Annotated in this window: 17 protein-coding genes; 14 read left to right on the plus strand and 3 right to left on the minus strand. The window is 40.6% G+C overall.

Going from position 1 to position 19,884, the window contains the following annotated elements; genetic code table 11:
• Nucleotides 1–97 precede the first annotated feature (97 nt).
• From AAC855_RS18275 to AAC855_RS18290, 4 genes are all read left to right on the plus strand, one after another.
• Nucleotides 98–418 carry a hypothetical protein gene (locus AAC855_RS18275; RefSeq protein WP_340611467.1) on the plus strand — a complete coding sequence of 107 codons (321 nt, stop codon included), beginning with the start codon at nucleotides 98–100 and terminating at the stop codon, nucleotides 416–418.
• A gap of 218 nt (nucleotides 419–636) precedes the next feature.
• Nucleotides 637–900: a PAAR domain-containing protein gene (locus tag AAC855_RS18280; RefSeq protein WP_228865781.1), complete on the plus strand. Its 264-nt coding sequence runs from the start codon at nucleotides 637–639 to the stop codon at nucleotides 898–900.
• A 2-nt stretch (nucleotides 901–902) separates the two neighbouring features.
• On the plus strand, nucleotides 903–2,102 hold the full coding sequence (locus AAC855_RS18285) for a hypothetical protein (RefSeq protein ID WP_340611469.1): 1,200 nt from the start codon (nucleotides 903–905) through the stop codon (nucleotides 2,100–2,102).
• A gap of 306 nt (nucleotides 2,103–2,408) precedes the next feature.
• Nucleotides 2,409–5,540, plus strand: a complete 3,132-nt coding sequence (locus AAC855_RS18290; RefSeq protein WP_340611471.1) for an ImcF-related family protein — start codon at nucleotides 2,409–2,411, stop codon at nucleotides 5,538–5,540.
• Between the two features lie 168 nt (nucleotides 5,541–5,708).
• Here AAC855_RS18290 and AAC855_RS18295 read toward each other — a convergent pair whose 3' ends face one another.
• A complete protein-coding gene (locus AAC855_RS18295; protein WP_340611473.1) occupies nucleotides 5,709–6,386 on the minus strand; it encodes a hypothetical protein in 678 nt (225 codons plus the stop codon).
• A gap of 432 nt (nucleotides 6,387–6,818) precedes the next feature.
• On the opposite strand from AAC855_RS18295, the gene tssA reads away from it, so the two are divergent.
• Genes tssA through AAC855_RS18325 form a run of 6 tightly spaced genes read left to right on the plus strand, consistent with a single transcriptional unit; the run spans nucleotide 6,819 to nucleotide 13,842 of the window.
• Nucleotides 6,819–8,438 carry a type VI secretion system protein TssA gene (tssA, locus tag AAC855_RS18300; RefSeq protein ID WP_340611475.1) on the plus strand — a complete coding sequence of 540 codons (1,620 nt, stop codon included), beginning with the start codon at nucleotides 6,819–6,821 and terminating at the stop codon, nucleotides 8,436–8,438.
• Between the two features lie 32 nt (nucleotides 8,439–8,470).
• Nucleotides 8,471–10,234: a type VI secretion system baseplate subunit TssF gene (gene tssF, locus AAC855_RS18305; protein ID WP_340611477.1), complete on the plus strand. Its 1,764-nt coding sequence runs from the start codon at nucleotides 8,471–8,473 to the stop codon at nucleotides 10,232–10,234.
• Complete coding sequence (gene tssG, locus AAC855_RS18310; RefSeq protein WP_340611478.1) at nucleotides 10,198–11,415, plus strand: type VI secretion system baseplate subunit TssG; 1,218 nt, start codon at nucleotides 10,198–10,200, stop codon at nucleotides 11,413–11,415. Before tssF ends, tssG begins: the two co-directional genes overlap by 37 nt.
• Nucleotides 11,396–11,983, plus strand: coding sequence for a type VI secretion system lipoprotein TssJ (tssJ, locus tag AAC855_RS18315; RefSeq protein WP_340611479.1), 588 nt, complete (start codon nucleotides 11,396–11,398; stop codon nucleotides 11,981–11,983). Before tssG ends, tssJ begins: the two co-directional genes overlap by 20 nt.
• A 4-nt stretch (nucleotides 11,984–11,987) precedes the next feature.
• A complete protein-coding gene (gene tssE, locus AAC855_RS18320) occupies nucleotides 11,988–12,431 on the plus strand; it encodes a type VI secretion system baseplate subunit TssE (RefSeq protein WP_228863141.1) in 444 nt (147 codons plus the stop codon).
• Between the two features lie 28 nt (nucleotides 12,432–12,459).
• Complete coding sequence (locus AAC855_RS18325; protein WP_340611480.1) at nucleotides 12,460–13,842, plus strand: VasL domain-containing protein; 1,383 nt, start codon at nucleotides 12,460–12,462, stop codon at nucleotides 13,840–13,842.
• 412 nt (nucleotides 13,843–14,254) lie between these two features.
• Here the strand turns inward: AAC855_RS18325 and AAC855_RS18330 are convergent, their stop codons facing one another.
• Nucleotides 14,255–14,578: an HI1450 family dsDNA-mimic protein gene (locus AAC855_RS18330; protein ID WP_340611524.1), complete on the minus strand. Its 324-nt coding sequence runs from the start codon at nucleotides 14,576–14,578 to the stop codon at nucleotides 14,255–14,257.
• A gap of 189 nt (nucleotides 14,579–14,767) precedes the next feature.
• The gene (gene cls / locus AAC855_RS18335) at nucleotides 14,768–16,228 is read right to left on the minus strand and encodes a cardiolipin synthase (protein ID WP_340611481.1); all 1,461 of its coding nucleotides are present in this window, start codon (nucleotides 16,226–16,228) and stop codon (nucleotides 14,768–14,770) included.
• Nucleotides 16,229–16,554: 326 nt separating this feature from the next.
• Between cls and AAC855_RS18340 the strand changes: the two genes are divergently transcribed.
• The 4 genes from AAC855_RS18340 (at nucleotide 16,555) to AAC855_RS18355 (ending at nucleotide 19,823) form a co-directional block, all read left to right on the plus strand.
• Entirely contained in the window at nucleotides 16,555–16,734 is a 180-nt protein-coding gene (locus AAC855_RS18340; protein ID WP_099111766.1) for a YciY family protein, read from the plus strand.
• Nucleotides 16,735–16,852: 118 nt separating this feature from the next.
• Entirely contained in the window at nucleotides 16,853–17,572 is a 720-nt protein-coding gene (gene tonB, locus AAC855_RS18345; protein ID WP_422824404.1) for a TonB system transport protein TonB, read from the plus strand.
• 444 nt (nucleotides 17,573–18,016) lie between these two features.
• On the plus strand, nucleotides 18,017–18,754 hold the full coding sequence (locus tag AAC855_RS18350) for a hypothetical protein (RefSeq protein WP_340611483.1): 738 nt from the start codon (nucleotides 18,017–18,019) through the stop codon (nucleotides 18,752–18,754).
• 61 nt (nucleotides 18,755–18,815) lie between these two features.
• On the plus strand, nucleotides 18,816–19,823 hold the full coding sequence (locus AAC855_RS18355; RefSeq protein ID WP_340611485.1) for a hypothetical protein: 1,008 nt from the start codon (nucleotides 18,816–18,818) through the stop codon (nucleotides 19,821–19,823).
• Nucleotides 19,824–19,884: the final 61 nt, after the last annotated feature.

A 19,884-nucleotide genomic window follows, 5' to 3' on the forward strand; every position in this document is an offset into this window, starting at 1 on the left:
CCAAATGATCACTTCAGGCTGGATAATTGACGCATCGTTTAGCCGATGCGTATCCGGACTTTCAGTCCGTTAATCACTAACCCACCGACTTTAGTCGGTGGTTGTTGAGTTTTTCAGTGCTGTCATAGAAATGGTCATTGCTGTGGTTTCAATTATTAAAGAATTATATTTGTCGGTTAATTTATCAGTAGAAGAAACTGAAGGTGAACGTTTTCTTTGTTGTGTATATCGGAGTAGAGAATGTTTTATAGGTAAAAAATTAGATTACATTATTCGTGAAATTGGTAAACCAAGCAATCGAAAAAAACATGTCGTTATGTGGGAATCTGGTAGATATGCTGTTTCTGCTTGGATTAATAAAAGAGGAAAATGCATAGATATGAAAATCAACTATGGTCATAATCCCTCTGTAAAATAAAAGATAGTCAATATCGTTCAGTGACGTGAGGTTGTTATTTTTGCTCTTGATAAAATAACCTCCATTCTTCTATAACCTTATAGGTGAGAATTTTAGCTTTGTATTAATGCATTATTTCTACAAATAAAGCATAAAATCATGGTTTTTTGTTACTAATGAAAAAAATAAATAAGAATATAATCGATGTAGGAATGGAATGATTTTCATATGGGATTAACATGAAAGGCATAATCAGAATTGGGGATAAAACCACTCACGGTGGAGCTGTACAGGAAGGATCTGGTGTAATGAAATTTTCAGGAATTGGTGTTGCCCGCCTCGGTGATAAAGTATCCTGTCCTATTATAGGACATGGTATAACTCAAATTATAGAAGGTCACCCGACTTTCAAAGATAATGGTATATCTGTTGCCTTTCATGGTCATAAATGTGGATGTGGCTGCACATTAATTTCCTCATTGGGTAATGCAACGTCGAGTTGATTATGGCTATTGATCTCCTAAATATTCCGGATAAAGCAAATAGGAAAAGGCCACCACAGCTAAAAAAATGGTTATACATACTCTCTGTTTTTATTGGTGGAGCCAGCATTATCACTGCGTTCTTTTGGCCAGAAGAAAAATCGGTTAAATCTCTTGCTTTTATTTTATTTTCATTTGTTTATCCTTTTTCTATCTGGTCACTTATTTTTCTTATCAGGAGATTATATTTCGATCTCAATCAGCTTTGGTCAGATAACTGGGATAGAAAACGAGAAAAACTTATTGAACATGAAATAAATCGTGGTCAGAAGCATCTTTATCATCTTAACTCTGTTATTCATATTCCAGATTCATTTATGCAGGGTACGTTGTCTGAACAGTTGGCACACTCCATTATAGAAATGCCTAAAATTGTAGATGCATCCTCCGGGAAAATTATTCGTAGAAAATCATTTTGGTCAAAAGCAGAACAAACGGAAGATTTGTTATATGAAAGGATATGCATGTTATTGGCTGATAATGAACTTTCTTTTGCCTTAGGAGATCTTCTCAAGAAAACTAATATTCAGGTTTGTCTGGATCTGGATGCAAATTTATCATCTTCTCAATATCAAAAAATATGGGAAAAAGTTTGTAAAAATAGTCATGTTACACTCCCAATCAGTTATCTTCATGGGAAAGGTGTTGAAACTCTGGATCAATGGATTGATTCTTATTCTTCTCATGAACCTTTATTGATCATTTCTGTTCATTTATCTAAGAGTGATGATGATGGGCATGGTGATGCTGCGGTTGCCCTGCTAGTAACATCATCCTCTTCTAAAGTAATAAGTGAAATTGGTAGCACTCGATTATGCCGCCCTGAAAATTCAGGTCAAAATGAAATTAATTATGCACTGTCTCAGGCGTTATTATGGGGAAAAAGTTGTGGTGAAGATATTCAATATCTTTGGATATCAGGAATGGGATGTGACAATAAAGCGCAGATAGCTGCTGCGCCATTGGGTGAAGAATATCCCCATTTAACACAGCCTGAAAATCAAATTGATATTGATGGAAAAATTGGCTATGCAGGAGCTGCTTCACCTTGGTTAGCAATAGCCATCTCATTGGAATCAGCGCAAAAAAATCAAAACCCACAATTAATAATGAGTGCAATATCTCAGGATTTAAATAAACCCTGGTTTATGGTGGTTAAATAATTATTACTCTGCATCTTGGAATATATCGAGTCAGATGAATGTTTTTAATTTTAACAATAATGCATGTCGGAGTGAATGGTTATTATGCCTGAGTCTGAATCTAAATCAGGAAGATCAGTTATTTTTCTCGCGGTGGCTTACACTTTAGCAATATTACTGGTTATATTTATTGGAGTAGTTATATATCATTTCAGTATTAATCCAGAGCTGCCAATAAAAAAATTATTGATTTACGCAGGTTCCATTTTCGGTGCCTTATTCCTGCTTTTTCCCTTTTTTTTATTGGGGTGGAGTAAACACGCTGAGGTGAGTTTTACCTTATTATCCGGTAGATCAAAAACACAAAGAGAGAAAAAAAGGAAAGGATCACCAGAACTATATCTGGATTTAAAACAAACATTAAAACTCCGCTATGGCTCTTCATGGAAAAAGAAAACTCAAATCCTGATGGTTATTGGTTCTCCTGATCATGTTGAACAACTTATTCCCGGTTTGGTGGAAGAACAATGGCTGGAATCTGACGGTACTTTGTTAATTTGGGGCGGTAATATTACCGCCAATGTTGATGATACTATCGATCAGTCTCTGCGTCAGTTACGTCGTACCCGACCACTGGATGCATTTATCTGGGTTACAGATCAATACCAACATCAAGCCTCGCCGGAAGCAGCGGTTCATTCACGTCTCGTTTCTGGCCATGTATTCGAGACACTAAGCCGTCATTTAACCCAGCGCTATCAGTCATTAGGCTGGCGCGTGCCAGTTTATGCCTGGTCTCTGCATCAAACGAACTGGGATAACGCTCATGAACAAGTTTCAGCTCCGGGTTGTTTCCTGTCTTCCTCCTGTACACAGGAAAGTCTGCATACCAGCCTGAATCAGCTTGTCCCAATGATAACGGAGCAGGGGACTCAACAGCTTATTCATAATCCCCGTCATGATTTTTTACTGACTTTGGCGAATTTTTTGCGTCAGGGAGGCAGTGAAAAAATTAGTGCTTCATTGGCGGTGTTTTTCAATTCACACCAATCATTACCACTGGTAGGAATAGTGTTTAGCTTGTCATCTGCTGCAGGCAAACGTGTGGATATACACCACTGGAGTAGGGATAGCCGTTGGGACAATCTGCTGAGTTCGGTTCACCAGTTGTCGCCGAAGCTGAGAGCAACAAAACTGGGCTGGCAATGGCGGAAAGCGGGAAACCGATTACTGGCTGTCCTGATGGTGATGGCTGGAGCTGGCATGTTGGTTTCCTATGCCAGTAATCGCCATTTAGTGCAGCAAGGAGAGAAGCAGCTTGAATTGGCGAAAAATGATCAGGCTCCGCTGGCTGAGCGTATTCAGGCATGGCTGGAATTACAGGATATGTTATCGATGCTGCAATACCGCGAAATGCATGGCACTCCGTTTTATGCCCGTTTGGGATTGAGCCAGAATGATACGGTGTTACAGGCACTTTGGCCGGCTTATACGCAATATGTTATGCCTTGGCTGCGAAATTCAGTTGCTGAGCAAATGGAGAAAAATCTGAATATGCTGGTGAGTCTGCCGCCAAACAGCGCCGCTCGCTCGGTTGCTGCAAAGGAAGCTTATGGCCCACTCAAAGCCTATCTGATGATGGGGCAACCGGAAAATATTAATGAAGGTGTGTTCCGTGAGGCGGTTATGGCGAACTGGGTAGTTCCAGCAGGTATACCAGTGGCAGCTTGGCAGGTGAAAGCACCAGAATTACTCTCTTTCTATGCGAAGAACTTGTCCGACAATCCAGATTGGACGATGAAACCTGATGAAGAATTAGTTCGACAATCACGAACGGCATTGGTACGGGAGATTGGTCACCGTAATGGCGAATCCTCGCTATATCAGAAGTTGTTGCAACAGGTATCTACTCATTATGCGGACATGTCTCTCTCTGATATGACAGGTGATACAGATGCTGAGCTTCTTTTCACAGCAGATAGTTTTGTGCCGGGTATGTTTACCCGCAAGGCGTGGGAAGAATCAGTTGAGCCTGCGATCGAACGGTTGGTGAATGAACGACGGACGGAGATTGACTGGGTGTTGAGTGACGGTCAGCAAAATGCCAGTGATGAGCTTTCTCCGGAAGTGCTCAAGGTAAAACTGACAGATCGTTACTTTGCTGATTTCTCAGGCGCTTGGCTGAATTTCCTGAATGGTCTGCACTGGAGACGTTCGGATACGTTATCCGATACGATTGATCAATTGACTTTGATGGCGGATGTTCGCCAGTCACCACTAATTGGTTTGATGAATACTTTGGCGTATCAGGGTAAAACGGGGCGTCAGGAAGTGTCAGACACATTTGCTCAATCTGCTAAGTCAATTTTTAATAAGGATAAACAGCCAGCGATCAGTCAAAAAGTCGGTTTTACCGGGCCTTTGGAACCAACTTTTGGCCCACTGCTGGAACTGATTGAACCTAAAGCCGGGGCACAGGATGGGCAACACCTTAGTCTGTATAGCTTTCTGACACGAGTAACACGTGTGCGATTGAAGCTGCAACAGGTGACAAGTTCAGCAGATCCGCAGGCGATGGCTCAGACAATGGCGCAGACGATTTTTCAGGGTAAAGCGGTAGACTTATCTGATACCCGTGATTATGGCAACTTGGTAGCAGCCAGTTTGGGCCAAGAATGGAGCGGGTTTGGTCAGACAGTATTTGTGCTGCCAATGGAGCAGTCGTGGCAGCAATTGTTGGCGCCAACTGCTGAAAGCCTGAACGCGCAATGGAAACGGGCAATAGTGGATGACTGGAATCTGGCTTTTGGCGGGCGTTATCCATTCAAATCCGGAGGAAGTGAAGTTTCCCTACCGTTGCTAGCACAATACTTACGTGCAGATAGCGGGCGGATTAGCCGTTTTCTGGAAAGTAGGTTAAATGGAGTCTTACGCCGTGAAGGTAATCACTGGGTGCCTGATAGTATTAATGCTCAGGGATTGAAATTTAACCCGGAATTTCTGTCCGCGCTGAATACGCTGAATTCTCTATCAGATATCGTATTTACCAGTGGCGAAGCGCGGCTGGCGTTTGAAGTACGGCCGGGAACGGCAGGTGGGGTAATGCAGACCAATCTGGTGATAGACAACCAGAAATTGGTTTACATGAATCAACGCCCGGACTGGAAGAAATTTATTTGGCCGGCAGATACCACAGCACAAGGAGCGACCTTAAGCTGGTCGGGGACAAGATCGAGAATGCGCATTTATGCAGAGCAACCGGGAACATGGGGTTTTATCCGGTTGCTGGAAAAAGCGAAAGTCACACCGTGGTCAGGTTTAAGCAGTAGCTATCAGGTGAGCTGGAAGACACCGAATGGACAGGTACTAAACTATACGCTGCGAACGGAGGCAGGCGAAGGCCCACTGGTACTGCTGAAACTGCGAGGTTTTGTTCTGCCAGACAGAATATTTGACTGATTTCCTCATTAAAAATAGCTGAGTGTGATTGAGGGAATAAATTCCCTCAATCACATCCGCCACCATCACCGCCTCCACAATCCTCATAGCCAGAGTCACTACTATCACAATCTACGTCACTATTATTGACATCAATATGAGATGAAATATAGGTAAATTTACTGTTTTTTAATTTTTTTCGAAATATTGATTTTTATTGCATATTGCAATTAATATCCAAAAAAAGTTATCCTGACCTATATAGGTGTTTATAAGCGTTTTACAATAGCTAATAAGGTTATGGTTTTCTTCTTCCAATATATTTGTTATGGAACTTGTTATTTCATTTTCTATATTGCGATCTATAATTAGCATTAATTGATTGTTTTTTGCAAACTCCATGATGAAGTTGATTTTATCTTGAGTTTTTCTTTGTTTTTTATACTCATCGCCTTTACCATGAGATAGTAAGTGCTTTTGAAAACGGACTTCCAATTCTTTGGTGGTTATTTTTATATTATCTTCGATTTTAAATTTCAAAGGATTTTTTTGTGTTTTTACTTTTAATAATTGAATGGATGGTTTAAAGGATTTTAATTTACTATCTGCAATGATTTTGTTCAGTTGGTTATTGATGGATGTTTTTTGTAGATAAATTCTGATGTATAAAAATATAATGCTAAGCGGCCCCAGTATATTTACAAGAAAAGAAGAAAAAGAATTAAATAGGCCAGTGTCTGTTTCTTCTATTCTTTCTACGCTAACAATATCCAGCGTAGAGGTAACTATATGAATAGAAAATATAAATCCGATTAATTCCATTGTTTTATATGCAATATTCAATATATGGTTTCTTTCATTTTTCATATGGGAATTCCAACAGCTTGATTCTGACTGAATTGACTAATTTGATATTATCTATGTCTTTTCGTTACTTTGATACAGTTGTGCTCTAACCAAAATATCTTACTGGAGTTAGAGTAAAGGTGATGAGGTTGACTCTGTTTATTTTACCATGTTTCTTTGTTTTTTCTAATCCTTGATTATAAGAGTAAATGATATCCATTTATATCGTATACCGATGAATAAACGCCAAAATATTGTTTATTTGCACGTAATGATTCAAAAAAATAAGAATATAATTTAAGTGAAATAAAATGTATCTAAGAATTGTAATCATTTCAGTATGAGCAGATATGATGATTTTATCTTTCTGGTTAGATGAATAATCTACTTTTTTATTTTTATGCTTTATTTTGCTATTTCACGGTTCAATTTTAGGAACAGGGATTACGTGTAATGAGTTTGCTGGATACCTTATGTCAGTCCTGTTTTGGTGATGATCACACCAAAGCCGATGAGCTGGTACAAAAACAGATTGCCATCTGGGAAAAATGGCTTATCCCGATTACTGCTGAGCAACCTGTTGGCAGTGATCCGGGTTACGATGATGATTTTGAACGGATGCGTGAAGAAGTTAATAAACTCTCAGGCGCAGATACAGAGCTAATTTGCCAATTAGCAGAAAAATTATTAACGACGGTCTGTAAAGATGTCCGTGTGGCAACTTATTACCTTTGGGCACGTTTGCATCGTGAAGGTGAAGAAGGGTTTGCGGATGGTTTAGGGCTATTAGCCGGATTATTAATGCAGTTCGGGGATGGTTTGTTACCTGCACGACCTAATAGCCGGAAAGCTGCTTTCGAATGGTTATCCGGCAACCGCGTTCTGGATAGCCTTTCTTTATATCCAGAAGTGGGTAAGCCTGAATTTGAACGCATCATCGCTTTGCTGCGGTTTATGACTAAGCAGCTAGACACATGGGATGAAAATAACCGCCCTCTATTTGGTAAATTATATAGCGCTCTGGAAAGCCGGTTAATGCAATCGGGAGGATGGAATGCAGTTGTTCCTCAGAATATCAGTGCTTCTCCTTCACATGATATGGGGTTGGTAACTGGGGGTAAATCCGGGCCATCTATTGCGATTCAGCCAATCCAGTCCGGTCGTGAATTGTTGGATCAGGCTAAATCTCTGGCTCATTATTTGCGTAACCAGCCTCAAGGCTGGCTTTCTGCTCATCGATTAATGAAAAGTGTACGCTGGGATACCATTCACCAAAGTCCACCACAGGATATTCAGGGATGTACGCGATTATCTCCACCTAGAACTGATGCTCGTGCCCAGCTTAAGCGACTTTATATGCAGCAAAGCTGGGGAGAATTGCTGGAGCAGGCAGACAGGCTTTTTGCTGAAGGTGTAAACCATTTTTGGTTGGATGTGCAATGGTATCTCTATCAGGCATTAAGTAAATCAGGAACTCCCTGGGATGGTTGGGCGGACATAATCAAACAGGATCTGAAATTACTTTTACAACGGTTGCCCGGATTAGAAAAATTAGCGTGGAATGATGGTACGCCATTTGCTGATGATGTGACTGCCAGTTGGATCATGCAGAAAGTGTTGGATGAAGGAAAAGGGTGGTCAGATCCCTCAATCAGCCCCGGTGTAGTTGTTGAAGAGGATGATATTTTGTCTCTTGAAGCAGAGGCAATTGCACAGGCAGATAGTGATGGGCTGGAGAAAGCGATGGCATGGCTACAATCTCGTCCGGCGGTAACAACAGCTCGTCAGCGCTGGATGATGCGTTTGCTGATGTCACGTGTGGCAGAGCAGTTTGGTCGGAACGATCTGGCGTTGCACCTGCTGAGTGAGCTGGATACAACTGCCGGAACACTTACCCTCGTAGAGTGGGAGCCTGAACTGGCGTTTGAGATCAAGGCGCGTCGCTTGCAATTGTTGCGAGCAAAGTCTCAACGTAATAGTACAGATAAAACCGTAATGCTCCAGCAACTGGATGAATTATTGGCTGAACTGGTCAGGTTAGATCCAGTTCGTTCTGTGGTGCTCTATGGATAATCATTTTTTACTTATGGTAAGGATTCCGTTTAATGGATGATTTAACACTCCGTTATTTTGATGCTGAAATGCGTTATTTGCGAGAATCCGCTCGCGAATTTGCACAGGCTCATCCGGATCGCGCAGCTTTGCTGGATTTGGATAAAGCTGGTACACCAGATCCTTTTGTAGAACGCTTGTTTGAAGGTTTTGCTTTTTCTATGGGGCGATTACGTCAGAAAATAGATGATGATCTGCCTGAATTGACGGAAGGTTTGATAAGTTTATTGTGGCCACACTATTTACGCACGATACCCTCTTTGTCTGTCGTCGAAATTTCTCCTGATATCAGCCAGATGAAAATGGAGGAAGTTGTACCGGAAGGATTTGAAGTCTTATCCCAGCCCATTGGTCCCAAACAGGCAGTTTGTCGCTATCGAACAACCCAACAACTTCATTTACATCCTTTTACTGTCTCCAATGTACACGTTTCGACAGAGCCGGATGGCCGCTCTGTTCTGCGGATTCGCTTTAATTGTGGGGAACAGGCTGAGTGGTCTCAGGTGGATCTGGCCCGGTTACGTTTTTATCTTAGTGGTGATGCTCAAATCAGTGCAGCCCTGCATTTGGCACTGACTAAGCGTCAATCAGCCATTTATTTACGTTTGCCTGAAGTTATGGATCGGATCCGCTTTGATGGCTATTTTTCTCCGGGAAGTTTTACTGATAACGATCGGTTGTGGCCGAAAGGAGATACCTCCTTCAGTGGTTATCAGCTTTTACTGGAGTATTTCACTTTCCGGGAAAAGTTTATGTTCGTTGAATTGAATGGCTTGGAGGGTGTCCGGTTTCCTGACAAAACCCAATGGTTTGAATTGGATATTGTTTTGAGTGAGCTTTGGGATTCTGATTTCTTAGTGAAGACAGAACATATTCGGTTGCACTGTGTCTCTGTGATTAATTTATTCACTCTGGAGGCTGATCCTTTAACCGTCAATGGACTGGAAAATGAATACCTACTGCGCCCACGCCGTTTGCAGGATGGGCATACAGAAATTTATTCCGTCGATGGTGTCAATAGCTCCCGACATTCGGAAGAAGGTGCTTATGTGCCATTTACCAGTTTTCGCCACCGAGGAGGAATGTTACGCCGTACTGCACCAGAGCGTTATTACCATACTCGTGTCAGACGAGGTGTTACGGGTTTACATGATACATGGCTGATACTGGGTGGACAGGTTTGGGAAAACAACCGGAGCATCATATCGGAAACACTCTCTTTACAGATTACGGGTACAAACGGTCAGTTACCGCGTAAAGCTCTCCAAAGTACGTTACTGAACCGCTGTGAGCAAACGTTGCAGCTTCCTGTCAAGGTACAGAATCTATGCAAACCAACTTTACCTGCTTACCCTCCGGTAGAGGACCGTTTTCATTGGCGGGTTCTGAGTCATTTAGGTTCGAGTTTTCTCAACATGATGGCAAGTGCAGAAGTCTTACGTGGGACGCTGGCGTTATACAACTGGCAAGAAGATGAAATGAATAATCGTAAATTGGATGCGATTGTGGCTGTCCGTCATGAGCATCTACAACGATTTGAAAAAGGGTTTTTATTACGAGGGATCGATATTGAAGTCACACTGGATAGTAACGGCTTCACAGGGGAAGGCGATATTCATCTGTTTGGTGAAATGCTCAATCGGTTTTTCTCTTTATACGCTGATATTCATTTGTTTAACCAACTGACTTTGATTATTCAACCAAGTGGGAAATGTATCCGATGGACCGAGAATCACAACCAGAACTTACCGCGCTGATTACTCAGCTTGAAGATAAGCTGCCATTGGTCAATTTTTATCGTTTTTGTCAGTTGATTGAGAACCTGCAACCTGAGAAACCGGGTTTGGGTAGTACAACTAATCCTGATGACGATCCTGTGCGCTTCCGTCCTCATCCGGGAATGGGGTTTCCTGTCAGCGAACTGAAAAAGGTAGAGACTGGGCATGAATCTCATGGCAACACACCCAGTGTAAGAACCACTTTTTTAGGATTATATGGGGTTGAATCACCGTTACCACCTGTTTATATCGACGATATCGCCCAGCAGCGAGAAGGAACGGATGCTGTCACTGATTTTCTCGATCTATTCAATCATCGCCTGACAACACAGTTTTATCGTATCTGGCGTAAGTATTCGTATCCCGCAACTTTTAAGGCTGGTGGAAGTGATGAAACTTCGCAATATCTGCTTGGTTTAATTGGGTTAGGTATCCCGGGATGTGCCAAACATATTGGTACACCGGTCTCTCGTTTTTTGGCTTTGCTGGGGACGATGCGTTTACCTACCCGGACATCAGAAGGTATTTCCTCTTTGATTAAACTGTTGGCTCCTAATACTGAAGTGGAGGTTATCCGCCATGATCGACGTCGGATAGCAATAGATAATCCAGTCAGAATGAGTTGCCGTTCACCTGTCAGTCTATCTCATAAGCCCGTATTGGGCCGAAGTAGTATTGATGTAAATAGTCAGGTGCTGCTGGTGTTGAAGACTCAGGATCCCGAAGAGGTCAGGCAATGGTTACCTCCTGATGGTCAGTTACATGCTGATTTGATGACTCTGCTTCATGCATATCTGGGATCAAGAGTTCATGCCCGTTTACAACTGCGTATACCTCGTGAGTTACTGCCAGAAGCGCAATTGAATGTCACAACCGGGCAGGGAGTGAAACTGGGGCAAACGGCGGTGATGAGAAGGCGGTCGCCTATTACAGTTAACGATGCGGTTATTAATCAAACAATAACTCATAGGGTAATTGTAGGTAATGTGATAATCGATAAAACAAATACAGGTAAAACGGCGAGCAATAACGCAGTCATTAATAGAACAAGTACAAATAAAAAGGTCAATGAAATCACTATTGGTTTGGGACGCTATCAGGCTGCCCCCGAACAGCTTTTCCGAAAAGAGGCTCATGAATATGGCAACTATCGATTCTAAACATGGCTCCACTGAATGCGTAGCCCGCAGCAATAAAAGTAACAACCCAAAAAAAGGTGCTATGGCATTCATACTGTTTGCTGCACTGTGTGTAACGGGGTGCGGGTTAACTCAGACTATCGGTGATGGTTCAGCCGAAGTAACTAGGTCAATTTTTTATAAAAAAATCAAAGAAGTTCATCTGGATTTTCAGGTTCGGGAGGGTTCAAATCTGAATGATAATGGTATTGCATTGTCTACAATGGTTCGTCTCTATCAGTTAAAAGATCGCAGAGCCTTTGATTTAATTGAATATCAAAACATATTTACAGATGACATGAATACTATCCAGTCAGATGTATTAAGTGAAAAGGATTTACAGCTTCGTCCGGGAGAAAGTTATTCCCTTGATATGCCGTTAGAGAAAGGTGCTCAATATGTCGCAGTGGTTGCGATGTTTCACTCACCTGATCTGACAAAGAATAACTGGCAGATTGTTATTCCTAAAACGGCATTGGAGCCGGATAAAGCCCGCCAAGTTGAGTTGAAAAATCAGGCGATTTACTTATTACCCCAGAAAAAGGACTGAGGCAATGTCACAACCTTCACTTTATGAAATGTTGACAGGAAATTTCTCAGGGGGATTGGATGTGCATCAGGTTTCTGAGGAAAATCAGGTTATCCTTTCTGTTCTGGATAATATCCAGAGGATTATCAATACACGTGCCGGAACTCTCGCGCATTTACCGGATTATGGATTGCCGGATATGAGCAAAATCATGCAAGGATTACCGGGAACAGCCCACAGCTTGATCAATATTCTTTCCTCGACGCTCCTGAAATATGAACCACGAATTAAACGTCTCTCGCTGACCTTGTTACCGGAACATGAGTTTGGAACGCTCCGCTATGCGTTAGAAGCGGAACTACATGAAGTGGGTTTAGTTCGTTACGGTACTGAATTTATTCCCGGAGGTAGAGTGTTGATCAGGCACTTGAAGAAACAAAATTTTCTGGAATCGAAATATCAATCATAATCGCTTCAAAACATGATAAAGGAATACCATGAATACAACGTCAGAAAAATATCTGAAAACAGGGGAGGACCCCCGTACTTTGCCAGATTTTACCGCATTGCGGGATGAATTGAATAAATTGCATCATCCAGCCCGCCCTGATGTGAACTGGGAGCTGGCAGAGCGCCTTTGTTTATCGTTATTTAGTCAAAATGGTGTCGAATTGCAGACTGCTGCATGGTATACGCTGATACGCACAATTCGTGCAGGGTTAGCGGGATTAAATGAAGGGCTGGCGATTATTCACGGTTTAGTTACGCATCAATGGCAGGCTATCTGGCCCCAGCAAGTGCATGCCCGGATAGAAATTCTGGCAGGTTTGAGCCAGCGTTCGATTAATTCATTACGTATCCAGACTTTTGTCTATGCTGATCTACCTCAACTCTATCAGGCAGAGCAATATATTTCTCAACTCTGCCAGACATTACAGCTGTTGGAGCTGAAACATGTCAGTCAGCTGGAAAGGCTAGGAACATTTCTTCACAATGCGGCGGTTCGTCTGGAGACTCTGGAAGGTGCAAATATTGATACTTCTTTAGAACAGCTATCTCAGGCAGCGATGGAATTGGAACAGTCACCGATACCTTCACCTAATACTGCTCAGCAAACATGGATATATGTCGCAAAACCAGAAGAAGAACCTCAACCTGATATTGTGATGCCACCACCAGAAAAGCCGGGGTTTCAATGGAAGGGTTTTGTGTTAGGGATCTTAATCGCGTTGGTGTTTAGCGGAGGCGGGATTGGTATATGGCAGTATGCTACGCAGGATAAAGTTGCTCCTCGGCTACAGGCTACAGTGGCTTCATTACCAGAAGTATTAACAGAGGATGTTCTTTTTTCTTTGGGTGCTCAGTCGGATAAAGAACATGAAGAAAATAGTGTGATATTGGATAAGACAAAGCGACAGTTAAAAATGTTGGAGTCTTTATCACCTGTCTGGCAGCAGGATTATGGTTTTGCTTTGGTTCATCAGTCTAAGATATTGTGGCCACAGTCTCCATTGAGTGCCGAGTTATCAGCGCAATGGAACAAACAGATCACCATGAATGCCGCTCCGATTGATAGTTTAGGGTATTGGCATTCCGGTATGGACCAATTAGCAGAACTCACTCGCCGATTAAATTGGTTAGATGAAAAACGCGGACGTTATATAACCGGCTCTGAATTGAAATCCGTTGTATTTTCTCTGACTCAAACATTCAATAAAAATCCGCCATTGGAAGAGAAACTAAGACTGCTTGAAGAAACCGCAGTAAAAGAAGAATTATCGCCAGCACTGATCCAACAGACAGATATGCATTTTATCCAGTTACTCAATCGGTATGCGTTAATTAAGCAAAGTAGAAATTCTTCATCAGTAACTCATTAATTTTTTAAGGCTATATTTGGACGACATCAATATATGTATGAACTAACATCGCAATCTGCACTTCTTCATTTTGTATTTTTCAGTATAGGAGTGGGCTTGGTTATCTATGGGATGCGCTATTTTAGAGCAATAAAAGGGAAATGGCATATTGGAATTATCAAAATAGTCATTATCGGCATTGGTTGGATATTAATTGCCAGAGCTGTCTGCTACGCTTTGTTCTCATTGGCTGTATACATATGGTGTTTGTTAATTTGTTACAATTCCCCATTGATAAAACTTCTCTCTTAAATTTAATAAATTTTAACTTATTGGTTGGCTGCACTTCACTATCTATGCAGCCGCTATAAGAAATAATCACATGATTATCTTGTAAAAAGACATATCGCTATATATTTCTATTTAATTAACATTACTCTTTCCACAATATCCGGCAAGTCGGATGCGATCTTTCCCGGCAAATCAGTATACGTGCAAAAATATCATCAATTTCGGCTTCATCAGATTCAGCCAATCCAATAATCACTTCTGAAAAGAAATTAGGATCTAGCTCAAAATCAACATGTTTAAGCCATATTTCTGAAGGTTCTGATAACTCTGCGCCACCGCGCTCTTCAAATTGTAGGTTAAACAGTAAGCTATCCGCAGGATCGAGATTCTCAACCGCTTGTTCCAGAAAGATATCGTAGGCTTGTTCCAGCGCTTCGTCTTCGGTCATTCGGTTATTGAGATCCAAATGAAGTGAATGTGGATATGTTGGTTGATTTTCCATAATGGTAGTGTCCGAAACTGGTAACAGAAGGGAATTAAAACATGGATGGTAGTGATTGAATACTATCAAGCTGTAATCATAGCCCCGTTGGTAGTGACGAGGCTATGAAAAATAGTCAGATCTTTATATTTTGCTATTTTTTTGTGCCGAAAATCACAAAAGTGGACTGAAAAAATAACACAGTCGCTCAAGTACTCGTTGCCGGACAGGACGTTTTTGCCACTCTCCACTGTCAAGTAATACTGAACGAGTAATATAATCCTGCTGGACAAGCATTAAATCACTGCCAAAGAGTTCATCATCGATCACAACGGTAATTTCAAAATTGAGCCATAAGCTACGCATATCCAGATTAACAGAGCCGACCATACTGAGTTGCCCATCCACCAAAACACTTTTTGTATGCAACAGCCCGCCCTCAAATTGATAGATTTTGACACCTGCCTCCAGTAATTCGGTAAAAAATGCCCGGCTTGCCCAGCGCACAAGGAATGAATTGTTCTGGCTCGGTACAACAATGCTGACATCAACACCTCGCATGGCGGCGGTGCAGATGGCATGCATTAAATCATCACTGGGAACAAAGTAGGGAGTGGTAAGGATGAGTTGTTCTCTGGCGGCGAAAATGGCTGTCATCAGTGATTGCTGGATAAGCTCATCAGGAAATCCGGGGCCAGAGGCAATCACCTGAGCCGTGTGCCCTGATGCCTGCTCAAAGGGCATAATATTACTGTCAGGAGGAGGGGGAAGCTGGCGCTGGCCTGTTTCCATTTCCCAGTCGAAGGCATAGATAATGCCCAATGTCGTCGTGACAGGGCCTTCCATTCTGACCATGATGTCAATCCATTGGCCGACACCGGCATTTTGTTTGAAAAAACGGGGATCGACCATATTCATACTGCCGGTGTATGAAATATAGTTATCAATAAGAATAATTTTTCTATGCTGGCGTAAATCCATGCGACGTAAAAAAAGACGGAAGATATTAACTTTCAGCGATTCTACAAACTCAATACCGGTTTTGCGCATCATATCAGGGTAGGGACTACGGAAAAATTGCCAGCTTCCTGCTGAATCCACCATGATACGACACCTGACCCCACGTTTTGCTGCCCTCATTAAAGCATCGGTCACCTGATCAACCAATCCACCCGCCTGCCATATATAAAACACCATTTCAATACTATGTTCGGCCGTTTCTATATCGTTAATAAGAGACTTTAGTGACTGTTCATACGATGTTATCAGCTGCATCTGATTGCCTCTGACACCTTTGATTTGCTGTCGGCGTTCACATAACTGGAACAAAGGCTCAGCGACTTCACTGTTTTTATTGGCAAAAATGTGTTGTGATTTCTTTAGATCGGAAAGCCAGTCAGCCACAGAAGAGCGCATTTGTTTTGCCTGTTCAACCCTGCGCTTACCCAGATGCAGCTCACCAAATGACAGATAAGCCACAATTCCGACCAAAGGGAGAATATATATAATAAGCAACCAGGTCATTGCTGATGTCACTGGTCGGCGCTTCATCAGGACCCGGATAGTAATACCAGCAATAATCAGCCAGTATAAGAAAATAGCCAGCCAGTAAAGTACAGAATAAATGGTTGTCATAAGTGGCAATCAATCCTGTTTAAGTATTTTGATACCGTAGTTAGTGCAAGTTTCTGTAAATTTTAAGAAACTATCAAGGGAATACCGTCCATTTGGCAGAAAATAATCTAAATATTATCCATGTCCAACTAAATGTGATGAGTAGATTCAGTTCAGGTTGGTGTTATTTATTGGGTTTATTTATTTACGTCTGCTGAAACATGCTGGAAAGGAATATTAAGGTACACCTGTAATTGGTTGACATCTCCGGCAGTGACGATTAAGAATAACATTACTCACTTATAGTGAGAAAAATTTTGTTTTGAAAACATTTATCAGGGTATTTTATGAAAAGAAGCAGAAATGAAGTAGGAAGGTGGCGTCTCCTTCGCCAAAGTATCCAACGTCGTCGTCGTTGGTTGGAAAGTCAGTCTCGCCGATATTCGCGAATTTATGCGCTACGTAAGATGGGGACTTACAAGCATCGCCGGTCGATCTTGTTCATTCAAAACGCAGAATCGCTTTAACATGACGTGTGGCATGATACAGATGTTTTTCAATCTTTATTGAATATGATAGTCATTTGCATTTAAACTAATGTCTATCCTAAAATTGACAATCATGCTGCTACTCAAGAATTCTCTTATGCGTTGGATACATTGGCCAGTACTACTTTCTGTTTGTTTACATATTTCCATTGCTGCGGCGCTATTTCATACGCTGAAATCCGGCAATCCGCCAGAATCGCCCCCGATGTCTGTTGCGATGATCCAGTTGGCAGCGGAGCCTGCTCCGGTTTCTGAACCCGCTATGCCTGCATCTATTTCCGAGCCTGAACCCGAACCACCCGCCCCAGAGCCAGAACCTGAATCTATTGCGAAAATAGCTCTGCCAGAGCCTAAACCTGAAAAAAAACCGGTAGAAAAGAAACGGGAAGAGAAGAAAATTGCTAAAAAGGAGCTTAAGCCTAAAGAAATCAAGACAGAGAAAATGTCGGAAGAGGCAGTAAAACCTATCACTGATCAGGAATCTTTGCTGGCAAATAATGTGGATGGGAAAAAGTCCACTGATCCTGTTACCAGTGAAAAATCTGAAGTTCAGCGTGGGCCAAAAGCACTGAGCAGAATAGATCCTGTATATTCAGATAGGGCAAGGCAACTAGGTATAGAAGGGAGTGTACAGGTAAAATACGATATTGATGAAAATGGTCGGGTTAAAAATATTGAAATTCTTTCGGCTGAGCCTAAAAACCTTTTTGACCGTGAAGTGAGAAACGCGATGAGAAAATGGCGGTATGAAAAAAAACCAGCCACAGGATATGTGACTACCATCGAGTTTAAACTGACGGGTGTTTCAGTATCGTAGTTTTTATCTGTCACTATGATATTGCTTGCTAATAACAGGGGGAGATACGTTGAGTTCTCCCCCTGTTATTGTATATATACACTTCGTCTCTTTGTTGACTGCACTCGTTCACTCCAATCACACAATTATCTATGCTCCTGGGGATAAACTCCCTTACCGTCGCGACACACCTTGAAATCCAGTGTTTATAGAAGCTGTTTTTCAAATTGTAGTACTGTTGGTTTATGCATCTGCGTAAACTAAATAGTGAATTATTTTTGCAGAGCTTATTTTTATCTTCCGCGTATTCCGAAGTGCATAACATATAAAAATGCTGGATTTTTATGTCCTACTTTGTTTTACTGATATTAATTTCAGAAGGGAATTAATACCATATTTCACATAACTGAACATATAAATTCCCTTTAATAAAATCAAGTCGAGTTTAATAATTAGGTTAATTGTATGATTGAATGTATTTTATATGATGCAATAAGATATGCTAAAAGGTTTTATGGCGATAGAACAAGTAATAAAATTTATCCTGATCTCAGTGTATTACCAGAATCTAAACAAGCTATGTATAAAAAAGATCAGGTTTTAGAAAGAATGAAAAGACATAGAATAACACGTCCAGAGTTTTTTAATATTAGTAGTAATGAACAGAAGATAAAGTATTTACAAGATAATGAACATAATGAATTAGTTGGTAATTGTGTTGAACTTAGTTGGGCTGTATATCTTTATTTAATACAAAAACGAGCAAAAGATATTTGGGATTTATATAACATAAATTGGAGTTATGATTCATCTAAATTGACTTATCCTATTTATATTCAGTTAATTGCTACATTAGGGGTGTATGACCATGTTTTTTTATTACTGGATCATTCGGATTCTATTGTGCATCGACCAAAAATTGGTACTAAATATAATGAATTGCCTGAGGGAACATGGGTTTGCGATCCATGGGCAGATATTGTTTGTCTGGCAGAAAATTATAATGATAAGTGGAAGAATAAGATGATGGAATGGAATCATCAGGGTATGTGTTTAATGTTAAAAAAAACACCGGAATCACCTTCTTCAGAAAGCTTTTCTCCTTTAAAAAAGTATACTTTTAACACCATCCAATGTAGTACTAAACAAGTTTATAGATTATCAGCCATACACAATAATGGTGAAGTGGAAAATATAATTTAAATTATTAAAATTAAATTATTTATTATATTGGTTATATTTAATTTATTAATGGTGGCTTACTATGATTGAATCTATTTTAAATGATGCAGTAAAGTATTCTAGGGAGATAATAAATGCAAAAGCAGGTAATAAATACTATTTTGATATGGATCTTGTGAAAGAAAAAGGAAGTGTTAAGTTAAGTTTATATAATCCTGAAATAAAACAAGGAGTACATGATCGGTATGAATATTCTCGAAAACTTGTAGATGATTCAATAGAAGATAGTAAGGAAGAAATTAATTATCTTAAAGGTAAGATTAAGGAGTGTAACTCTGTTTATAAAGATTTCTATCAAGCCATTATGTATGGTGGGAAGATAGATGAGAAGAGTACAAAACAAAGAAATGATATTAGGAATAAATTTTATGAAAAAGCATTATATGAAAAATTATTTAATGATGAAAAATCAGAGATGACAACGAGTGCTTATGAAAAATTATATAACTATGAAGTGCGTGAAAGTAAAAGGCATTTAATTACTGGGACTTGCCCTGACTACAGTAATAATGCTTTTCATTATCTAATGCATCAGCGTGTTGATGATATCCTTAAATTTTTTAGCACAGGGTTGATCAATAATAAACATGTTTATATTCAAATTGTTTGTACTGAAGGAATATATGACCATGTATTTATGACAATAGGTAGTTTTGATAACAATATGTTTAAACCTATGTTAGGGAGGTTATATCATGAATTACCGATAGATTTATGGGTGTGTGACCCTTGGGCAAATATTGTTTGTCGCTCAGATAAATATAATGATCTGTGGAAAAATAAAATGAATAAATGGCATTATGTCGGGAAATGCCTTGAATTAAAGATGCGTGTAATTCCAAAAGGGGAGAAAGCACCTCCTTCTGCAGAAAGTAGCTCACCTATAAAAAGAGACACATACCTTACTATCCAAAATAGTGTAAAAAAAGTAATTGGTTTAGGCGTTATATCTCCTGATAAAAGAATAACAATACAGGCATTATCTAAAGAGGAGTTACAGCGTAAAAAGAAAAAATCCCCGGAAGCATAGATAACCGCATATTTATAAAAACGGTGACTGTAGTGAGTGAGCACGGCTAACAAAGAGGCAA

It is taken from the genome of Xenorhabdus bharatensis, from assembly GCF_037996705.1.
GTDB lineage: Bacteria > Pseudomonadota > Gammaproteobacteria > Enterobacterales > Enterobacteriaceae > Xenorhabdus > Xenorhabdus bharatensis.

Bases quoted from the DNA above. Each gene is read 5' to 3' on its own strand.
- AAC855_RS18355 (WP_340611485.1), top strand. From the start codon at position 18,816: ATGATTGAATCTATTTTAAATGATGCAGTAAAGTATTCTAGGGAGATA.
- tssF (WP_340611477.1), top strand. From the start codon at position 8,471: ATGGATGATTTAACACTCCGTTATTTTGATGCTGAAATGCGTTATTTG.
- cls (WP_340611481.1), bottom strand. From the start codon at position 16,228: ATGACAACCATTTATTCTGTACTTTACTGGCTGGCTATTTTCTTATAC.
- AAC855_RS18340 (WP_099111766.1), top strand. From the start codon at position 16,555: ATGAAAAGAAGCAGAAATGAAGTAGGAAGGTGGCGTCTCCTTCGCCAA.
- tonB (WP_422824404.1), top strand. From the start codon at position 16,853: ATGCGTTGGATACATTGGCCAGTACTACTTTCTGTTTGTTTACATATT.
- AAC855_RS18325 (WP_340611480.1), top strand. From the start codon at position 12,460: ATGAATACAACGTCAGAAAAATATCTGAAAACAGGGGAGGACCCCCGT.
- tssJ (WP_340611479.1), top strand. From the start codon at position 11,396: ATGGCAACTATCGATTCTAAACATGGCTCCACTGAATGCGTAGCCCGC.
- tssE (WP_228863141.1), top strand. From the start codon at position 11,988: ATGTCACAACCTTCACTTTATGAAATGTTGACAGGAAATTTCTCAGGG.
- AAC855_RS18295 (WP_340611473.1), bottom strand. From the start codon at position 6,386: ATGAAAAATGAAAGAAACCATATATTGAATATTGCATATAAAACAATG.
- tssA (WP_340611475.1), top strand. From the start codon at position 6,819: ATGAGTTTGCTGGATACCTTATGTCAGTCCTGTTTTGGTGATGATCAC.
- AAC855_RS18285 (WP_340611469.1), top strand. From the start codon at position 903: ATGGCTATTGATCTCCTAAATATTCCGGATAAAGCAAATAGGAAAAGG.
- AAC855_RS18350 (WP_340611483.1), top strand. From the start codon at position 18,017: ATGATTGAATGTATTTTATATGATGCAATAAGATATGCTAAAAGGTTT.
- AAC855_RS18280 (WP_228865781.1), top strand. From the start codon at position 637: ATGAAAGGCATAATCAGAATTGGGGATAAAACCACTCACGGTGGAGCT.
- tssG (WP_340611478.1), top strand. From the start codon at position 10,198: ATGGACCGAGAATCACAACCAGAACTTACCGCGCTGATTACTCAGCTT.